This window comes from Streptomyces sp. NPDC050625 (assembly GCF_040654755.1).
GTDB lineage: Bacteria > Actinomycetota > Actinomycetes > Streptomycetales > Streptomycetaceae > Streptomyces.
In genome coordinates this window covers 110,866-128,700 of the sequence record NZ_JBFAIQ010000008.1, presented here as the reverse complement: position 1 = coordinate 128,700, position 17,835 = coordinate 110,866, and the positions used below count along the sequence as shown (strand labels likewise).

Genomic DNA, 17,835 nt, shown 5'->3' with positions numbered 1-17,835 from the left:
CGCGTCACGCGGTGCAGGCCCACCGCCACCGTCGAAGGAGCATCATGCCCACACCCCGGACGTCCCTCGTCTCCGGCCACGACGTGGGTGCCGCCATGCGCTGCGAGGCGCTGGCCGGACTGCCCGAGATCACGCGGCCCACCGAGGTCTCGACGACGGATGCCCGGGCCCTGTCGGCGGCTCTCTTCGTGCGCCTGCGTGAACTCGAGGAGGGCACGCCCGAGTCCTCCTACGTGCGCAACACCTTGGTCGAGCTGAATCTCAGTCTCGTCAGGTTCGCCGCCCGGCGATTCAGGGGCCATTCCGAGCCGGCGGAGGACATCGTCCAGGTCGGCACCATCGGCCTGATCAAGGCCATCAACCGTTTCGACGTCGACCGCGGCATCGAGTTCTCGGCGTTCGCACTGCCGACGATCGTCGGCGAGATGAAGCGGTTCTTCCGGGATGCCGTCTGGGCCGTCAGGGTTCCCCGTCGGCTCCAGGAGCTGCGGATCGACATGGCGAAGTGCGCAGACCGCCTGGAGCAGCGCATCGGACACCGGCCCACCCGTGGCGAACTCGCCGCCCAGATGCATGTTCCCGAGGAGTGTGTGGCCGAGGGCGAACGTGCCGCGAACGGCTACTCCGCCAGTTCCCTCGACGCGTCGGCCGACGAAGACGACTCCGACACTCCGGGTCCGATGGCGCGCCGTCTGGCTACATCGGAACCGTCGTACGAGCTCGTCGAGGACTACGCGTCGCTGAAGCCTCTGATAGCGGGCCTGGGTGACCGGGATCGCCTCATCCTGTCGCTGCGCTTCGGTGAGGAGCTCACTCAGGCCCAGATCGGTGAGCGTCTCGGACTGTCGCAGATGCACATCTCTCGTCTGCTCAAGCGGATCCTGAGCGACCTCAGAGCGGGTCTGGTCGACGACGGTCCGACCGCGCCCGAGAAGGCGCCCCTGATGGACGGCTGACCTCCACCCATACGACCTTTCCGCGGGTGGGATCCGCCTTGGCCTCGGACCCCCACGCGGTCGCCAGTCGCTCCAGGACCATGAGGCCGTGTCCGCCGGGGAGTGCGGGCGAGCGGTATTCCTGGGCACGCGGGTGCTCGGGGCAGCCGTCGGACACCTCGATACGCAGTCGTCCGCCGTCCTGCCGGAGCACCAGCTCCTCCGGGCCGCCGGCGTGCAGACAGGCGTTGGTGACCACCTCCGACACCAGTAGCAGGACGTCCTCGACCCGTTCGCGCGCCTCGATCGTGTGGACATTCAGCCAACCCCAGTCGGCCAGCGTCTCCGCGGTGAAATCACGGCAGCGCGTCACCACTGCGCTCCTGTCGCGCAGGATGAGTCGTCTGACCTGCTCGTGGTCGGCGGCTCTCGTCGTCATGGGGCCTCCGCCCGGCTCCGACCGCCTCATGTCACGCGTCTGGCTGACCGTCCCCGAGTGCTGCCTCGACGTCGGGATACACCCGGAAGAGGCTGTGGGCGCCCGTGATGGCGAACATGCGCTCCACCGGTGGGCGCAGCCCGGCGAGATCCAGTCTGCCTCCGTGGCGCAGTGCCCGCTGCCGGGCCTTGAGCAGGACGTTCAGTCCGGTCGAGTCACAGAAGCGCAGTTCCGAGCAGTCGGCGATGATCCGGACGGCTCCGGTCTCCTCCTGCAAGGCCTCGGTCAGGGGCCCGATGGTGTCGTGGTCCACCTCTCCGGTCATGATCAGCACGACGGTGTCGCTCCGGGGCACGGCCCGCTCCACGAAGAGCCGATCTTCTTGACCTGCGTCCATGGAACCTTGGTCGGTCGCCCGCTCCTCTGCGTCCACGGGAACGCGCGCCTCCTCCCTGTACCTGGGGCCAGGCAGGATCCTTCTCAGCGAATCCGACCAGTCGGGCATCCGGGTCGGACGTCCTGGCTGTGCTCGCTCCTGATCTCCCGTCCGGCGTTTGCCCCAGGGCCCGGGAAACATTCGCGATGCCTGCGCACCTGCGTAAACGTGACCGCGCTGGCCCCCTCGTGCGCGTGCACGCCATCGGACGGCCTCGGATTCGGATGCCGCACGTCTGTCCGGGCCTCGTCCGGGTAATCGCGGTGCAGGAACCCCGAACCCGTACGTTGCGGAGGTTCTGATGCGGTGCGACGTCGGCGGCGGCGGGATCGGTTCGGGCCGGAATACGACCGGGTGGTGAGTTCCGAGGACGGCCGTATGTCCGGCGAACGTGAATTGCGCTCGCGCGAGAAGCGGGCCAGCAGGGTCGAGCACTCGGACGTCGAGCCGGCCTCGGCTCGCACGGTGGCTCTGACACAGACCTGCACGGCAGTGCTGGACCCACCGCATGACAGACCGACAGGAAACGAGGAACAGCAGGAGACACCGACGACGGGGAAAGGAGAGTCGAGACCATGCGTATCGCGTTTCTGACTGCGCCCGAAGGCGTCGAACAGGTGGAGCTCACCGAGCCCTGGCAGACGGTCCTGTCGGCCGGGCACGATCCGGTGCTGGTGTCGACCGAGCCCGGTGAGGTCCTGGCCTTCCACCACCTCGACAAGGCGGACACGTTCACGGTGGACGAGGTCGTCTCCGACGTGTCCGCGGAGTCCTTCGGCGGCCTGGTGCTGCCGGGCGGGGTCGCCAATCCGGATGTCCTGCGGATGAATGACAAGGCCGTCGCCTTCGTGAAGGACTTCTTCGCGTCGGGGCGCCCGGTCGCCGCGATCTGCCACGCTCCCTGGATGCTCGTCGAGGCGGACGTGGTGCGAGGGCGTGAACTGACCTCGTGGCCGAGCCTGCGGACCGACATCCGCAACGCGGGCGGTACATGGGTCGACGAGCAGGTGAAGGTCTGCGACCACGGGACCAACAAGCTGGTCACCAGCCGCAAGCCGGACGACCTCAACGCGTTCTGCGAAACCTATCTGGACGTGTTCGAGGAGGCGGCGGCGGGACGATGAGCGCGACGCCACCGAGTGTCGGCGCGACCCGTGGGCCATCTTCGCGGCCGGTGCCACTCGGGGATGCCACGGGTACTCGGGGAGCGGGATGTCGGACCGACGCCCTTCGGTTCCCGACCTGGAGGGAGGAATCATGACCCAGAAGGTTCGCGAGATCATGACGACGGACCTGGTCACGGTGGACCCGCTGACCTCGGTGATCAACGTCGCCCAGTTGATGCGCCGTGACGATGTCGGCGACGTACTGGTCGTCGACGAGGGCCGGCTCGTCGGAGTGGTGACCGACCGAGATCTGGTCGTCCGTGTCATGGCGGAAGGCGGCAACGTCGGTAATCACACAGTGGCGAGCGCGTGCAGCAAGGACATGGTCACCGTCGCCCCCGACGACGACGTCGACCAGGTCATCGGGCTGATGCGCGAGTGGGCGGTGCGCCGCGTTCCGGTGGTCGAGGGCGACCGCCCCGTCGGCATCGTCTCCCTGGGAGACCTGGCCATCGAACGCGATCCCCGCTCCGCGCTCGGGGACATCAGCGCGGCTCGGCCCAACGAGTGAGATCGAGGACTCGACCCGAGCGGGCCTCCCCTTGCGGGTGGCCCGCAACGCGTGGGCGGGCGCGTCGTACGTCGCCCGGGTCGCGCACTGTCCGACGCTCCGCCCTCGCGGGCGAGGAACGGTTGTCCTGGCTGCCCTTGGTGTTCGTCCTCGTCTCGGCCGCCACCGGCGGAGCCGTACTCCGCGCGTCCGCCCGGACCTTCGCCGGCGCCGGGCCCCGGCCGCGAGAACGGTACGCGGGCCCGGAGGCCAGCGGCACCGGCGAGGAGCCCGAGCTCCGCGATCCGCAGCGCCGTATCCCGGTCCCCATGCTGGTCGTGCCGGCCGTCCTGCTATGTACCTCGCTCGCCGTCGGACTGGTGCCCGGGGTAGGTCACGCACTCGCCCTGGCTGCCCGGCAGTTCACCGACCGCGACTACCTCGCCTGGCTCACCGTCGGCGTGGCGGTGTTCCTCGTCGTCATGGCGGTGTAGGGGGCCAAGCCGCCCCGGGGGCGACGTCGGCCAGATCGTCCGGCGGATCCTGTGTAATTCGCCGTATCGCAGGTACCCGAACAGACAGAAGGACTTGTTGGGGAGATGAATCAGATGCTGATCCTCGGACTGCTCCTCCTCGCGGGCTCGGGCGCCTTCACGGCCCTGGCGATCGCTGACAACCTCTCCGGTGGTCCGGAGTACGGCGTGTCGGTCCTCGGACACCACATTGCCACGCTCGGCCCGCTCGCCCTCTTCTGCTCCGGCCTCGCACTGGCCCTCATCTTCTGCCTCGGCCTGGCCATGATGACGGGGGGAGCGGCACACCACCGCAGGAGTTTTCGTCCGCGCAGGACACACGGCCGTACCACGGTCGGCCCGATGACAGGGCCCGGCACCCGGGCCTGACGTCTCGACGCCACCACGGCACGAGGGCTCGCTGACGCCCGTCGTCGATGGCTGCGGCAGCGCGCGGGCGTCATCGGACCGCGCGGCGCTCGCGACGCAGACGTCGGACCACGGCCAGCAGGTCCAGGGCCGCCACCAGGGCGAGCGCCGCGCAGACTCCGGAGAGGGTAGCCAGCACACCGGAACCAGGGCTGTCGCCGGGACCGGAGCGTGCGGACCACACGCCGAAGAATACGGCCGCGGCGACGAAGAGCGGCAGGAAGATCCCGCCGAGCATCAGCCGCAGGCGCACGGCGCTCTGCGCGGTGACGGGCTCGGTGCCGGTGCGTGGCGAGCGGCGGCCGATCACGCCGGAGCGCGCCCGCGGCACCGGCTGCCGCCGCGCCCGCTCGGAAGGTTCATGTCGCATGGTTCCGCGACCTCACTGGTTGAGGGCGGCGGCGGTTCTGATGTCCGCCACCACGGTGTGGGGGTTCTCCTCGCGCATTGCGCGGGCCGCCACTTCCAGCGATGGTCAGGCTCCGCGGTGAACGCGTCGGGTGACATCACATCGCGTATCTGCCTGGTCATGGAGTGCGCACCTCCCGGATGGCCCCGAGTTCCCCCGCTGGTCGCGTAGCCCGCACAACAGCCGCCAAACCGCCGCGTCACTGGAGCGGGCATCGGGGTCATGTCCCCGGGATCACGGGTACCCGATGTGTCGGGAAGGATTTCATCGGGGCTCGTTCTGCACGGTAGACGGAGGCGACCATGACGCACTACGTCCGGGAGATCATGACGCGGGATCCGGTGACGGTGTCCGAGAAGACGCCCCTGACCGACGCGGCACGGCTCATGCGGGAGAACGGTATCGGCGATGTCATCGTCGCGGAGGGCGACCATCTGCTCGGTCTGGTCACGGACCGTGATCTGGTGGTTCGTGCCCTCGCGGACCAGCGCGACCCCAGGCTGACGGTGGTCGGACAGGTGTGCAGCAGAGACATGGTCACCTGCTCGTCCCAGGATCCGGTCGACGAGGCGATCCGTCTGATGCGGGAACACACCTTGCGGCGGCTGCCCGTCGTCGACGACGACCGGTTGGTCGGTGCGCTCAGCCTTGGGGACCTGGCCGTCGAACGGGACCGCGACTCGGCACTCGCGGACATCAGCGCCGCGCGGCCGAACCGGTAGACCGGCTCGTCGGCAGCCGACCGCCACCACGCCCTGGCTGGGACTCCGGCTTCGGTCGCGGATCGCCGTGCCTCGGCGCAGAGTACCGAGTTCCCTATGACAGCGACCGACGCATGCGGCAGCGCGTGGTTGGCGTCGGATGCCGTACGAGCCCTTGTCGCAGGACGGGCGTGGCTCGTCAGGCGGGCGCATCCTGGAGTTGGACAAGCCGCCGCACGTGAACCCGAACGTGTCTTGGTAACGCGGCATCCCGGGCGTGGTGGCACGTGGCGCCGACAGCCCACTCGGGAGCGACCATGAGACTTTCCTTCCTTGAACCTCTGTACAAGCAGCCCGGTCCCTTCGCGTCCGTCTATCTGGACACGTCCCGCGACGCCGCCATCGACGACCCCGATGCCGCCATAGAGCTGCGCTGGCGGCATCTCCGGGACGCCCTGATGTCCGAGGGAGCGGACCGGGACTCCATCACCGCGGTGGCGGGCACCGTGGGCAGCGACGGGGACGTCCCCGGCACGCACGGTCAGGCCGTGTTCACCGCGCACGGACGACTGGCTCTGCTGGACGAGCTCCCTGCCCCGCCCTCCCAGGACACGGCGCACTTCGGAACCCTCCCGGACACCATGCCACTGATCATCCAGCACGCGCCCGGGATCCCGTACCTCGCGGTGCACGTGCATTACGGCGGCCGTCACTCCACGGACGCCGGCGGTACCGTGCGCATCGAGGCCGAGGCGGGCACGTGGCCGCTGACCAAGGTCACGCCGGGACACCGTCTGGGCGAGGAGATCCCAGTGGGAGACTGGACACGCGCCGCCGGAGAGATCGGCCGGGAGCTGGAAGGCCACGCACGGCGTATCGATGTTGAGACGGTGGTCGTCGCGGGGGACGTCTGGGCCCGCGGCATCCTCGTCCGTCGGCTTCCCGCTTCCCTGCGCGGGCAGGTCACCACCGTCAAAGGCGCCGGCGAGTCCGAGCCGGGGCGGGCGCTGCTGGAGCAGCGGCTCGACGGCCTCTTCAGAGGCCGCATGGCCGCGCACGACCGGGCACTTCTCGATGCCTTCCTCGCTGAGCGAGCCCGCGGTGGAGCATCCGCGGAAGGTCTTGCCGCCGCCGTGTCGGCGCTGCAACGCGGCCGAGTCAAGGCCCTTTTCCTCAATGACCACCCAGAGTCGCCGTTCCGCCTGTGGGTCGGTCCGGAACCTGGCCAAATAGCCCTCGCTGAACAGGAACTGCGCTCCTACGGAACAAGGGAGGTCCGAGAGGAACGAGCCGACGCGGCTCTGGCCCGTGCCCTTGTGGGCACCAGGGCCGAACTCGTCGTGGTGCCCGAGCGGGAGCTGTGGTTGTGTGAGGGCGTGGGCGTGCTGATGCGCTATGCCGACCCCACGTCCCGCGAGTGAACAGGCTTCCGGGAAGGGAGCAGCACGTAGACGCCAGGTTCAACGCGGTTCCGGAGGTTCTAGCCTTTGAGGACGCCCAGCGGCACCAGGCGGGCGACCAGGTGGCCCAGGTTGTTCTGTTCGCTTGCCCGGACGACGGCGTCGACGTCCTTGTACGCCTCGGGTGCCTCCTCGGTCACGCTGTGCCAGGAGATGGGGCGCACCGCGACCCCCGCAACGGCCAACTCCTGGCGCAACTGCGAGGTGGGCATTTCGCGGTGGGCGCGGTGCCGGCTCCAGACCCGGCCCGCGCCGTGGCAGCAGGAGTCGAAGGCCTGGTTGGCGGTGCTGCCGGTCATGACGTACGAGGCGGTTCCCATCGTGCCGGGTACGAACACCGGCTGGCCGAACGGGCGCAGGGTGTCCGGCAGGTCGGGGTGGCCCGGCGGCAGGGCCCGGGTGGCGCCTTTGCGGTGGACGCACAGCAGCGGCCGGGCTGCTCCGTTGCCAGTATGACGTTCCAGTTTGGCGAGGTTGTGCGAGACGTCGTAGAGCAGGTCCAGCCCCGCGCCGGTGGCCTCGAGGAAGACTCCCCGGGCGGCGTCGGCCAGCAGCTGACGGTTGGCGCGGGCGTAGTTCGCGGCCGCGGCCATCGCACCCAGGTAGGCGCGGCCGGCGGGTGAGTCGACGGGTGCGCATGCGAGTTGCGGGTCGGGTACGTCGATGCCGTACCGGCGCATGACGGTGTCCATCGCCCGCACGTGGTCGGCGCAGATCTGGTGACCCAGGCCGCGTGAGCCGCAGTGGATCATGACGCACACCAGGTCGGGGAGCAGGCCGAACGCCCGCGCGCACGTCTCGTCGTAGATCGCGTCGACCGCCTGGACCTCCAGGAAGTGATTGGCGGACCCCAGGCTGCCGACCTGCCCGGCGCCGCGGTCCAGTGCACGGTCTCCGACCTGGGTGACATCGGCGTCGCCGACGGCTCCGCCGTCCTCGCACCGCTCCAGGTCACGACGTACCCCGTGGCCTTGTTCGACCGCGTACCGGGCGCCGCCGCGCAGGATCTCGTGCAACTGTGCCCGGCCCGCCAGGTGCCACAGGCTGCCGCGCCCGAGCCCGCGCGGGATCAGCCCGTCCAGCCGGTCCATCAGCACGGGCAGCTTCTGCCGCAGGGTAGCGCGGTCCACGTGCGCGGTGAGCAGGCGTACCCCGCAGGAGATGTCGAAGCCCACCCCTCCGGGCGAGATGACTCCGCTGTGCTCGACGTCGGTCGCGGCCACTCCGCCGATCGGGAAGCCATAGCCCCAGTGGATGTCGGGCATGGCGTACGAGGCGCGGACGATGCCCGGCAGGGTGGCCACGTTGGCCACCTGCTGAAGGGCCTGGTCTCCGGGCTCGTCGGGCAGTAGCTCGCGTGGGGCGAGGACGACGCCGGGCACGCGCATCGCGCCGGTCCGTTCGATGCGGAACCGCCAGGGTCCGTCCGCCACCAGATTGATGTCCATCTCGGTGTCGCCTCCTCGACGAGGCATCCCAGCGCCGGATGCCTGGAAGGTACGTCACACATCCAGCGTCACCCGGCAGATCCACCCGTGGGAGTCCTGGGCCAGGTTCAGTCCGTGCAGCGCGACGGCCTTGGGCACGGCTCCGGCCTGCGTTGCCGTCGAGCCATCGGCCATGGTGAATCCCACGCGCACCCCGCCCGGCTCCGGCGTCACCGCGACGTTCGTGGGCAGCTCGCCCGCAGCGTCCATGCGGTAGAGGACTTCCTCGAGCACGGCGACCAGGAGCCGGCCGTCGTCCTTGGCGGACACCACGCACTCTCGGTCGACGCCGGGGACGCCTGCCGGCAGGTCGGCAAAGCTTTCGACCATGCCCCGCACCGCTTCGACGATGCACTCCTCACGTGTCGGCGCCCATGCTTCGACCCGCAGATCACCGGTGTGCGGAAGGCAGCGGTGACCGCGCGACGACCGCCCGGGGCCGGTATCGGTCATCGTGCCTGGACAAGTTGTTGCGAGAGTCGGCGAGACGGCTGAGCATGCACCCTGCCACCGCCGATCATGACAAGCGCGGCTTCGTCGCGCGCCGCAACGGTGTACCGCAGGTGTCTTACCACGTCCTCGTGCCGCCCTTCGGCCGGCCACCCGCACCTGTCGAGCGTGCCCGTGTAGGAGCGATGGTTCAGCCCTCGATCTTGATGTGATGGGGCTTGGCTGCGTGAGCCTTGGGGACGGTGACGGTGAGGATGCCGTCGGCGAGGGCGGCGTGGACATCCTCGGCCTTCACATCGGCGGGCAGCAGCACCCGGTACTCGAATCGCCCGGTGCGGCGCGTGGTGCGGCGCAGGACGCCTTCGCGTTCGCGTTCCTTCAGCTCCCCGGTGATGTGCAGTTCCCGTCCGCTGACCTCCACGTCGATGTCCTCGCGCTTGATGCCAGGCACTTCGCATTCGACCTTGTACCCCAGGTGTAGGCCCGTTCCACCAGGCCGCCGTGCCTGTGTCGTACGGGCAGAGTCATGCGGCTCACCTCCGCGGATGTGAACTCAAGCCATCTGACTCCCTCCCTCTCCATCATGGGCGACGTCCGCCCGGTCGGCACCTCGCACTGGCACGGTACGGAAGTACGGAGGTGTACCCGAGCAGTCGAAGATCAGTACGGCAGGCCATCCGGATGCTGGGAGGCGGCCGGCCGCTGTCGAGCGATGCACGTCCTTCGTCGCAGAGTCGCGCCAGATGGCCCGCCTCGACGGTGCCGTCGACCAGCGTGCGTACCGCCTCGACATCGGGGTCGGCCATGGCGCTGTCCCTTGCGCTCATCGATGGACTGTTCCAGGACCAGGCCCTTTCCGTCTTTCATCTGCAGCACGTGCTTGCTCCGCTGCTCGACCGCCTCTCAACTGCAGGAACGCCGGCTGAGCCGACGCATGGCCGGCAGCGCCCGAGCGGTCTTCGCCCGGGCCGGTTACGACCGCTCCGGTCCAGGCACCTCGGCCGACCTTCAGGCAGGGCTGCCGAAAAGGCTCCGCATCCTCGCGAGCCGACGAGGTAAGTCGCACTGTGCGCTCCGTCCCGGGTGGGTCCAAGCTGGAGACAGATCTCCATACGGGCACTGACTCCGCTCAAGGCGTGTGATCACGATGTGCGAAGGCAAGGGAGAGCAATCATGCGGGTGGGAGTGCTGACCGGGGGCGGCGACTGCCCCGGTCTCAATGCGGTGATCCGCAGTGTCGTACGCAAAGGCGTACAGGAGTACGCCTGGAAGTTCGTCGGGATTGTCGACGGGTGGGGTGGTGCGGTCAAGGACGTGACCATGCCCCTGGACGTCCAGGCCGTGCGCGGCATCCTTCCACTTGGTGGCACGATTCTCGGCTCCTCCCGCACCAACCCTCTGCGGCTTGAAGACGGCATCGACCGCATCAAGAACACTCTCGGCGCGCACAGGATCGATGCTCTCGTGGTCATCGGGGGCGAGGACACGCTCAGCGTCGCAACCGCACTGTCCGAGACCGGGGTCAACCTGGTCGGCGTGCCCAAGACCATCGACAACGACGTGAGCGGCACTGATTACACCTTCGGCTTCGACACTGCCGTCGGCATCGCGACCGAGGCCATCGACCGCCTGCACACCACCGCGGAGTCCCACAAGCGCACACTCGTTGTCGAAGTGATGGGACGTCATTCCGGGTGGATCGCTCTGCACGCAGGCGTCGCCGGGGGCGCGAACGCCATCCTCATCCCGGAAGTGGAGTTCGATCTCGATCAGGTGTGCGCCTGGGTCGAGAAACGCTTTGAGATCAACTACGCGCCCATCGTCGTCGTGGCGGAGGGAGCCGTCCCCAAGGCCGGGCAGATGGTGGTCAAGGACGAGTCGCGCGATGAGTTCGGGCACGTGCGCCTGTCCGGGATCGGCGACTGGCTGGCCCGGCAGGTCGAGCACCGCACAGAGAAGGAGGCCCGCACGACGGTTCTTGGTCACGTCCAGCGTGGTGGCACGCCGAGCGCGTACGACCGGTGGCTCGCCACACGCTTCGGTCTGCACGCCGTGGACGCGGTCAAGGACGGCGACTTCGGCACGATGATGGCTCTGCGCGGCACGCGCATCACACGTATCCCACTCGCTGACGCGACGAAGGCGACCAAGAGGGTTCCCCAAGAGCTGTACACGGAGTTCGACGTCTTCTTCGGCACCTGACGCTGCCACGCGGTGGCCTCACACATGCGGAACGACGACCACCGGGCAGCGAGAGTGATGCAGGACGGCGTGGGCCACGGGGCCCAGCCGCCGCTCAGCCGCCCGCGGGCTCGAACGTCGGCCCAGGACGAGCAGGTCGGCCCGTTGGGAGGCGTGCACCAGGGCGTAGGCCGGATGGAGGAGAACGACATCGGGCAGCACCGGGACTCCCGCGTACTTGTCCTGCCAGCCTTGGAGCACGTCGGACAGGCGTTGGACTTCCTCGTCCTCCCATGCCGCCCGGTCTTCTTCCGGCACTCCGTGCGCACTCCAAGGAGCGGGGCCGGAGAGGGACCACGCGTACAGGGCATGCAACCGAGCGCCACCGAGCTGAGCGGTGCTGAACGCGAAGTCCAGTGGTGGCCCCGCCGCGTGCCTCACGTCGGTGCCCACGCACACCTCGGCATCGTGTGCTGCCGCGGCCGGGTTCCCGGGCACGATCACGACGGCGCAGGAGGCGGTGCTCGCCGTCGCCAGCGCCGTCGAGCCCACGGCGAGGCCGTCGAACCCGCCTTCCCCCCGAGCCCCGACGACAAGGAGTTCGGCCGTCTCGGAAACCGAGAGCAACGCGGTCGCGGCCGCGTCGGCAATCTGTACGCCGCTCATCGCCACGCGGGGATACCGACTGGCAAGGTCGGTCTTCGCGCGCTGGAGCAGCTCCTCGCCGGTCTGCTGCCACGTCAAGGCAACGGGCTCATCGGTGGAGTCACGGGCGGGGGCGGGCGCTGCGTGCACGAGACGCAACTGGAGGCCTCGAAGAGCTGCCTCCCCGGCGGCCCACTCGGCCGCGACGAGGCTTTCTCGGGATCCGTCGACCCCGACTACGACTGAGCGGGTCATGCTGTACTCCTTCCCGGCGCTGCCTCGTGACCATTGTGAATGTGGAACTGCGGTAATACCCCCCGAGACGGCCGTGTTGCCTAGACGCAGGGTTGAGGGGCACGCACTTCGGTCCGACGACGGCAGTCGGCCCCAGCCGTCACCCGAAGGGCCACCGAACCGACCGCGAGGCAGTCGAAGCCGCCCGAGCCCCGACCAGGAGCAGCCCGGCATCGCGCGCCGTGGACAGGAGCGCCTCGGCCCGGTCCTCGGGCGCTCTGTCGCCCACTCGGCCGCGGCGAGGCTGTGGTCGGATCCGTCGACGCCCGCCAATGTGGGGTGACTCATCGTGTCCTCCTTCGCCCGCCGGGGCTCGTTCCCGCTGTTCCAGGGAGAGGCCCGCGAAAGTCTCGGATCACCCACTCGTGGGCCCTTCGGCCTCGACGAAGGACCCGACCGGCTCTGCGGGGTGGCCGCCCCACGCGGATGATGGACAGGGAACCCGCGACGCGGCCGCACGGACCGTGGCACGTCCTGCTGCCCGCATGTGTGCGGCCGCCTCCATCGGCATTCCGCAGGACAGGAGAGGCGGAGACCATGACCGACATCCAAGCGCTGCTGGGCGACGAGGCCAGGGACCTGCTGACGCACTCCGCCCAAGGGATCCCGGGGGAGGACCTGGTACTGCCCGGCCCCGACTTCGTCGACCGGGTCGTGGCCGACACCGACCGCTCGCCCCGGGTGCTGCGCAACCTGCAGTCACTCTTCGACCACGGTCGGCTGGCCGGCACCGGATACGCGTCGATCCTGCCGGTCGACCAGGGAATCGAGCACTCCGCGGCATCGGCGTTCGCCCCGAACCCCCGCTACCTCGACCCCGCGAACATCGTCGAACTCGCCGTCGATGGCGGCTGCAACGCGGTGGCCAGCACACTCGGCGTGCTCGGCGCCGTGTCGCGGCGCTACGCGCACCGAATCCCTTTCATCGTCAAGCTCAACCACAACGAGCTGCTGACCTACCCGAACCACTACGACCAGATCCTGTTCGGCGATGTCCAGCAGTGCTTCGACCTCGGCGCGGTAGGCGTCGGCGCCACGGTCTACTTCGGCTCGGAACAGTCGGACCGCCAGCTGCGTGAGGCCAGCGAGGTCTTCGCCCGGGCCCATGAACTGGGCATGTTCACAGTGCTGTGGTGCTATCTGCGGAACTCGGCGTTCAAGAAGGACGGCGTGGACTACGCGGTGTCCGCCGACCTCACCGGCCAGGCCAATCATCTCGGCGTGACGATCGAGGCCGACATCGTCAAACAGAAACAGGCGGAGAACAACGGTGGCTACCGCGCGCTGGGCTTCGGCAAGACCCATCCGCTGCTGTACGACACGCTCACCACCGACCACCCGATCGACCTCACGCGCTGGCAGGTCGCCAACTGCTACATGGGCCGTGTCGGCCTGATCAACAGCGGCGGCGCCTCGGCCGGCCACGGGGACCTGGCCCAGGCGGTACGGACCGCGGTGATCAACAAGCGGGCCGGCGGCACCGGCCTCATCACCGGGCGCAAAGCCTTCCAGCGCCCCACCGCCGAGGGCATCGAGCTCCTGCACGCCGTCCAGGACGTCTACCTCGACGAGAGGGTGACCGTCGCGTGACGGGGGCGTGGCCGGACGCCCGGCGCCCCGCCGATGTCGGTCCCGGGCGCCTCGGTGTGCCTCAGACCGGCGTCACATCACTGACGAGCACTACGGCTGACAGCCTGACCGGGGCAGACGGATGCTCCGGTGGTTGCAGTCCTCCCCGGACGAAAATTGTGCGGAGAGCGGCTGCCGCATCAACCCGCGTCGGCGGGGTTACGGTCGGGCGGATTCGCGTGCGACCCTCCTGACCTTGCGATGGTGGTCGCGGACGAAACGTACATGCCGGAGCAGGCTTCCGATGTTCTCCCATCCCGGGAAGGCGTGAGCGTGCACCACGACGCCGGCCAGTGCGTCGAAGTCTTGGGCGCGCAGGGGCTGTTCAACCTCGACCACGAGCACGTTGGACCCGGGCAGGAGCTGGTGGGACACGCCGGGCCCTTCGGGCAGTGAGGCGAGCCAGCGCAGGGTCTCTTCGCGATCCTGAAGTCCGAAGACGCGTACCGGACAAGGCATCAGGAAACGCGAGAGCCGGGTCGATTCTCGGATCCAGCCGATGTCGCTGACGACTGCGCATCCCTCGAACAGGTGGATGGCGCCGATCCCGATCTTGAGGTTCTCCCACCCGGCGGCCGGGGTGAACGACCGGAATTCCGGGCCGATCTCCGACAGGATCCGGATGCGGCGGCCTTCTCTGCGGGCACCGTGCCGATCGCCTTGACCGTGTCGACCCTTGAGGGCACGTCTCGGGCTCTCTCAAGCATGGGGATCCTCTCTCGACGCCGGTGCGATGTGGAGGCCGGACGTCCTCGCCGCAGTCGGAGAGGACGTCGCAGAACCACGATCGCCCGCGATGCGAGCCGAGCCGCTAGCTGGTGGGGACGGTGTCCGTGAACGTTGTACCTGCTGTGCGGTAGGCGTTCACCTTGGCGGATACCTGGGCCGGGGTCAGGACCTGGTCCTTGACGTGGAGGACGTAGTCGACCTGTTCGTCGTAGGCGCGGGCGGTGGTGCCGGTCTGGCCCGCGAGGTCGATCAGCCACTGGTTGAAGTTGATCGACATGGGGCGCTCGGGCAGGTAGGCGGCGTCGTGGGTGCCGAAGAGCTGTCCGTCGATGTAGTACTTGATGTTGCTGTTGTCGATGGTCAGCAGCAGATCGTGCCAGCCGGCGTAGCTCTGCCGGGACTCGGTGTGCTGGTTGACGGCCTGCCAGGGGTCGGGGTTGTAGGTCTCCCAGGACGTCGTGTAGAGGATGTCGGAGGACTCCCCCCAGCCGCCGTTGGGAAGGTACTCGAAGTCGTATTCGGAGTAGTCGTCCGCCATGGGCGCCGTGAGGTCGTTGATGGTGAAGAAGGTCTGCACGAGGTGGTCCCCGTCAGGCCCGGACACCGGCGCGTCGGCGAACTTCACCCGGGCGGCGTAGGTGCCGTTCTTGAACTTCGTCGCCTTGGTGAGGATTTCGGTCTGCTTGGTGCTCTCCGCCGTCCCCGCCGTCGAAGTCCGCAGGTTCATCACGGAGTTGCCGCCGGTGGTGGCGAAGGTGACGTTCTCCGGAGACCAGGTCGCGCCGGGCACGCCGGGCCCGCCGGCATTGGAACGCACGTTCCAGCCGTTAGCCGAGATCTTCGGGTCGCTGGAACTGGTGTAGTTGAAGTCGTCGAACAGGCTTCGTCCGTCGGCAGGAGGGTCGGTCGGCGGATCGGTGGGGGGATCGGTCGGGTCGTTGCCCCCGGGCGCCGTGCCCCACACCGTGCTGCCGGACAACTGGGCAGTGACCTTTGGCCAGTTCGCGTACGCCGTCTGGGAGGCTCCGAAGGAGTAGTCGTCGCTCTGGTTGAGCGGCTGCCAGTCCGAGCGGTAGAAGCGCAGTTGCATGTCCCCGGTGTCGGAGCCAGGAGCAAGGCTGCCCGCGTTCGAGGTGAAGCCGATGTCGAGATAGCGGTCGGCGGTGGCGGTGGGGTTGGCCAGCGTGCCGAATGTGCCGGTGACGTTGGCACACCCCTTCACCGCCCAGGAACAGGCGAAGCGGTAACCGGCGCTGCTGGAGTCGGCTTTGAAGTAGTAGCGCACCTTGACGCTGGAGAGCTGGATGGTGGTGCTGCCGCTGTTCTTGACCATGAACCAGGGTTCGGCCTGGTCCGCCGTCGCGCCGGTGGCGCTGGTGCGGTACTGGACGGTCACAGGCTCGCCGACGGCGCCGGCCGTGCCGGACAGAGCGACGAGACCGGCAGTTCCGGCGGCCGTCGCTGCGGCCGCGGCGACGGCGACGCGCCATCCGCTGGGGACAGTTCTGGGTTTCATGGGGGATCCTTCCGGAGCGGGCTGATCTGCGGCGTGTTCCGTGCGGAGCAGGAATGTGCTGTGGTGCGGTTCGCGGGTGGCGACCGAGCGCGTCGAGGCGCGCACCGTGCCCCTGCAGGTGCCGACGTTGAAGGCGAAGCGGCCAGGTCTTGAGGGAGCCTTGGCAGGGTGGGGCACGGGCGAGGCGTGCGGCGGGCTCACACCTGTCTCCAGAGGTCGCGTGGGGGAGCGAGGGAGCTGTCAGCCCCGGGCTGGGCCGACGGTGAAACCATGGGTGACGCGGTGCCGGGGGAGGGGCCCGGCGTGTGCGCGGAGGGCAGAGGCCTCTGTGGAGGCATCGCAGTACGTTCCAACCGCGGACGTGGCGGTCACCAGCCCTGCGGGTGTGCCTGCGAGCATGTGGAGCTTCACGGTCACCCCCGGCGGGAAGGCACCTGGAGATCTGACCAGTTGGGTAACTGGTCAGGTTACCTCTTACTGGTCGTTGAAGGTGGCATAGACCAATCGAGCCGTCAACCCCCAATGCCGTATTGCCTTTTGAGATGGGCCGCACTCCAGGGCCTCCCCGCATGGGACGCGAAGTGCTTACACTGGGCCTGTCCAGTACGAGGTCGGTGGTAAGGGACAGGAACGGTGCCGGGAGCGAACGGGCACGGTGGGGCGGGGACGGCGACATGAACGCAGAGGAATCGGGAGCCGTCCTGAAGCGCGAACGCGTCAGAGACCACATCCTCGAACTGATCGAATCCCTCAGCCCGGGTGACGCCATCCCGTCCGAGCGCTCCCTGTGCGCCGCCCTGCACGTCTCCCGGCCAACACTGCGGGCAGCCGCCGGAGAACTCGTCGCAGCGGGTCTGCTGGTGCGCGAACACGGCCGTGGGATGTTCGTGGCACCCGAGAAGATCACACAGGAACTCATCTCCGACCACCACGCAGCCGTCCTCCCACGGGCATCCGGCACCTGGTCGAGCCGATTGCTGGAATTCACCACCATTGCGGCCGGCGCCCGCGTGGGACGCAAACTGCATGTGTCACCCGCCGCCGACATCGTCTACGTGGCCCGGCTACGACTCGTCGACAGCGCCCCCATGGCCATCGAGCACCTGCACATCCCCGCAGCCCTCGTGCCCGCACTCACGGCCGAGGAACTCGAGGCCGGAGATCTCTACGAACACCTTCGCGACCGCCACGGGGTCCAGGTCAGCGAAGCCAACCAGACGATCGAACCCACCGTCGTCAGCCAGGCCGAGGCCAGACTCCTCACCATCCCGCACCTGTCGCCCGCCCTGCTCTTCGAACGCCTCACCAGCGACACGGACAAACGGCCCGTCGAATACGTCCACTCCGTCTACCGCGGCGACCGCTACCGCATCGTCTCCCGCCTGTCCCTGGGACCGGCCGCCACCCACGAGCCCACACCGTCCACCGGCCACATACCGGGAATACCACCAGGCGCTCTGAACGAGCACACAGCCATCGCCCTCACGGCCCACCCCGCCCACCGGCCAACGGATCCGGCCAGCCGCACCTCAAGGTCATGAGGCTCCCACGTGCTGCTCCGCTTGCCCGGTGTTGACTCGCCCCCGAAGGGCGTGCCCCATCTCTTCGGTCGCGGTGCGGCGCGGCTCAAAGTCGCCGTCGAGTCCTGGCGTGAGACCAACGGAACGCCGGCCCTGCAGACACGTGCACCCTCACCCCTCCAGATGGCGCGATGGATCATTACTCCACCCGAACGTCGGCGCCTGGACGCCCAGGAACGGCTCGGAGTTGCGTGGTGCTGAAACCTCGCCCGCCTGCTCTGGGAGTTGGACAGTGGCCGTCTCTCGTCCCGGTTGGTCCGACTGGTCGGATCTGACGGTGGGTCGCGCCAGGACGTTCCGGGCGGCGGCAGAGCCGAGGTTATGAATGCGGTGCCTGACCATCCATG

The 17,835-nt window shown here is 68.7% G+C and carries 19 protein-coding genes; 10 read left to right on the top strand and 9 right to left on the bottom strand.

The window, feature by feature from the left end; all coding sequences use genetic code 11:
- Window positions 1-95: 95 nt before the first annotated feature.
- On the top strand, window positions 96-956 hold the full coding sequence (locus AB0I54_RS20895) for a SigB/SigF/SigG family RNA polymerase sigma factor (RefSeq protein WP_363297740.1): 861 nt from the start codon (window positions 96-98) through the stop codon (window positions 954-956).
- Here AB0I54_RS20895 and AB0I54_RS20890 read toward each other — a convergent pair.
- The gene (locus AB0I54_RS20890) at window positions 892-1,374 is read right to left on the bottom strand and encodes an ATP-binding protein (RefSeq protein ID WP_363297543.1); all 483 of its coding nucleotides are present in this window, start codon (window positions 1,372-1,374) and stop codon (window positions 892-894) included. The two genes, AB0I54_RS20895 and AB0I54_RS20890, sit on opposite strands and share 65 nt — an antisense overlap.
- A 31-nt stretch (window positions 1,375-1,405) precedes the next feature.
- Window positions 1,406-1,771, bottom strand: a complete 366-nt coding sequence (locus tag AB0I54_RS20885; RefSeq protein ID WP_363297542.1) for an STAS domain-containing protein — start codon at window positions 1,769-1,771, stop codon at window positions 1,406-1,408.
- Window positions 1,772-2,385: 614 nt separating this feature from the next.
- Between AB0I54_RS20885 and AB0I54_RS20880 the strand changes: the two genes are divergently transcribed.
- The 4 genes from AB0I54_RS20880 to AB0I54_RS20865 all read left to right on the top strand — a co-directional run bounded on the left by AB0I54_RS20880 (window position 2,386) and on the right by AB0I54_RS20865 (window position 4,368).
- Window positions 2,386-2,934, top strand: coding sequence for a type 1 glutamine amidotransferase domain-containing protein (locus AB0I54_RS20880; RefSeq protein ID WP_363297541.1), 549 nt, complete (start codon window positions 2,386-2,388; stop codon window positions 2,932-2,934).
- A gap of 133 nt (window positions 2,935-3,067) precedes the next feature.
- Window positions 3,068-3,487, top strand: coding sequence for a CBS domain-containing protein (locus tag AB0I54_RS20875; RefSeq protein WP_363297540.1), 420 nt, complete (start codon window positions 3,068-3,070; stop codon window positions 3,485-3,487).
- Window positions 3,488-3,609: 122 nt separating this feature from the next.
- Window positions 3,610-3,960 (top strand): hypothetical protein, encoded by a 351-nt coding sequence (locus tag AB0I54_RS20870; RefSeq protein WP_363297539.1) that lies wholly within the window; start codon window positions 3,610-3,612, stop codon window positions 3,958-3,960.
- A gap of 114 nt (window positions 3,961-4,074) precedes the next feature.
- Window positions 4,075-4,368, top strand: a complete 294-nt coding sequence (locus AB0I54_RS20865; RefSeq protein WP_363297739.1) for a hypothetical protein — start codon at window positions 4,075-4,077, stop codon at window positions 4,366-4,368.
- Between the two features lie 70 nt (window positions 4,369-4,438).
- Here AB0I54_RS20865 and AB0I54_RS20860 read toward each other — a convergent pair whose 3' ends face one another.
- Window positions 4,439-4,777 carry a DUF6343 family protein gene (locus AB0I54_RS20860; RefSeq protein WP_363297538.1) on the bottom strand — a complete coding sequence of 113 codons (339 nt, stop codon included), beginning with the start codon at window positions 4,775-4,777 and terminating at the stop codon, window positions 4,439-4,441.
- Between the two features lie 341 nt (window positions 4,778-5,118).
- On the opposite strand from AB0I54_RS20860, the gene AB0I54_RS20855 reads away from it, so the two are divergent.
- Entirely contained in the window at window positions 5,119-5,538 is a 420-nt protein-coding gene (locus tag AB0I54_RS20855; RefSeq protein WP_363297537.1) for a CBS domain-containing protein, read from the top strand.
- A 296-nt stretch (window positions 5,539-5,834) separates the two neighbouring features.
- The gene (locus AB0I54_RS20850) at window positions 5,835-6,938 is read left to right on the top strand and encodes a hypothetical protein (protein WP_363297536.1); all 1,104 of its coding nucleotides are present in this window, start codon (window positions 5,835-5,837) and stop codon (window positions 6,936-6,938) included.
- Window positions 6,939-6,997: 59 nt separating this feature from the next.
- Here the strand turns inward: AB0I54_RS20850 and AB0I54_RS20845 are convergent, their stop codons facing one another.
- From AB0I54_RS20845 to AB0I54_RS20835, 3 genes are all read right to left on the bottom strand, one after another.
- Complete coding sequence (locus tag AB0I54_RS20845; protein WP_363297535.1) at window positions 6,998-8,425, bottom strand: RtcB family protein; 1,428 nt, start codon at window positions 8,423-8,425, stop codon at window positions 6,998-7,000.
- A gap of 54 nt (window positions 8,426-8,479) precedes the next feature.
- Window positions 8,480-8,917 (bottom strand): archease, encoded by a 438-nt coding sequence (locus tag AB0I54_RS20840; RefSeq protein ID WP_363297534.1) that lies wholly within the window; start codon window positions 8,915-8,917, stop codon window positions 8,480-8,482.
- 187 nt (window positions 8,918-9,104) lie between these two features.
- Entirely contained in the window at window positions 9,105-9,389 is a 285-nt protein-coding gene (locus tag AB0I54_RS20835) for an Hsp20/alpha crystallin family protein (RefSeq protein WP_363297738.1), read from the bottom strand.
- 698 nt (window positions 9,390-10,087) lie between these two features.
- Here AB0I54_RS20835 and AB0I54_RS20830 point away from each other — a divergent pair.
- Window positions 10,088-11,116, top strand: a complete 1,029-nt coding sequence (locus AB0I54_RS20830) for a 6-phosphofructokinase (RefSeq protein WP_363297533.1) — start codon at window positions 10,088-10,090, stop codon at window positions 11,114-11,116.
- A gap of 18 nt (window positions 11,117-11,134) precedes the next feature.
- Here AB0I54_RS20830 and AB0I54_RS20825 read toward each other — a convergent pair whose 3' ends face one another.
- Window positions 11,135-11,995 carry a universal stress protein gene (locus tag AB0I54_RS20825; protein ID WP_363297532.1) on the bottom strand — a complete coding sequence of 287 codons (861 nt, stop codon included), beginning with the start codon at window positions 11,993-11,995 and terminating at the stop codon, window positions 11,135-11,137.
- A gap of 576 nt (window positions 11,996-12,571) precedes the next feature.
- On the opposite strand from AB0I54_RS20825, the gene AB0I54_RS20820 reads away from it, so the two are divergent.
- Window positions 12,572-13,624, top strand: a complete 1,053-nt coding sequence (locus AB0I54_RS20820) for a class I fructose-bisphosphate aldolase (protein WP_363297531.1) — start codon at window positions 12,572-12,574, stop codon at window positions 13,622-13,624.
- Window positions 13,625-13,822: 198 nt separating this feature from the next.
- Here the strand turns inward: AB0I54_RS20820 and AB0I54_RS20815 are convergent, their stop codons facing one another.
- Both AB0I54_RS20815 and AB0I54_RS20810 read right to left on the bottom strand, forming a co-directional pair.
- On the bottom strand, window positions 13,823-14,287 hold the full coding sequence (locus AB0I54_RS20815; protein WP_363297737.1) for an STAS/SEC14 domain-containing protein: 465 nt from the start codon (window positions 14,285-14,287) through the stop codon (window positions 13,823-13,825).
- A 187-nt stretch (window positions 14,288-14,474) separates the two neighbouring features.
- Window positions 14,475-15,908: a cellulose binding domain-containing protein gene (locus AB0I54_RS20810; protein ID WP_363297529.1), complete on the bottom strand. Its 1,434-nt coding sequence runs from the start codon at window positions 15,906-15,908 to the stop codon at window positions 14,475-14,477.
- 674 nt (window positions 15,909-16,582) lie between these two features.
- Between AB0I54_RS20810 and AB0I54_RS20805 the strand changes: the two genes are divergently transcribed.
- The gene (locus AB0I54_RS20805; protein ID WP_363297528.1) at window positions 16,583-17,449 is read left to right on the top strand and encodes a GntR family transcriptional regulator; all 867 of its coding nucleotides are present in this window, start codon (window positions 16,583-16,585) and stop codon (window positions 17,447-17,449) included.
- The last annotated feature ends 386 nt before the right edge of the window (window positions 17,450-17,835 follow it).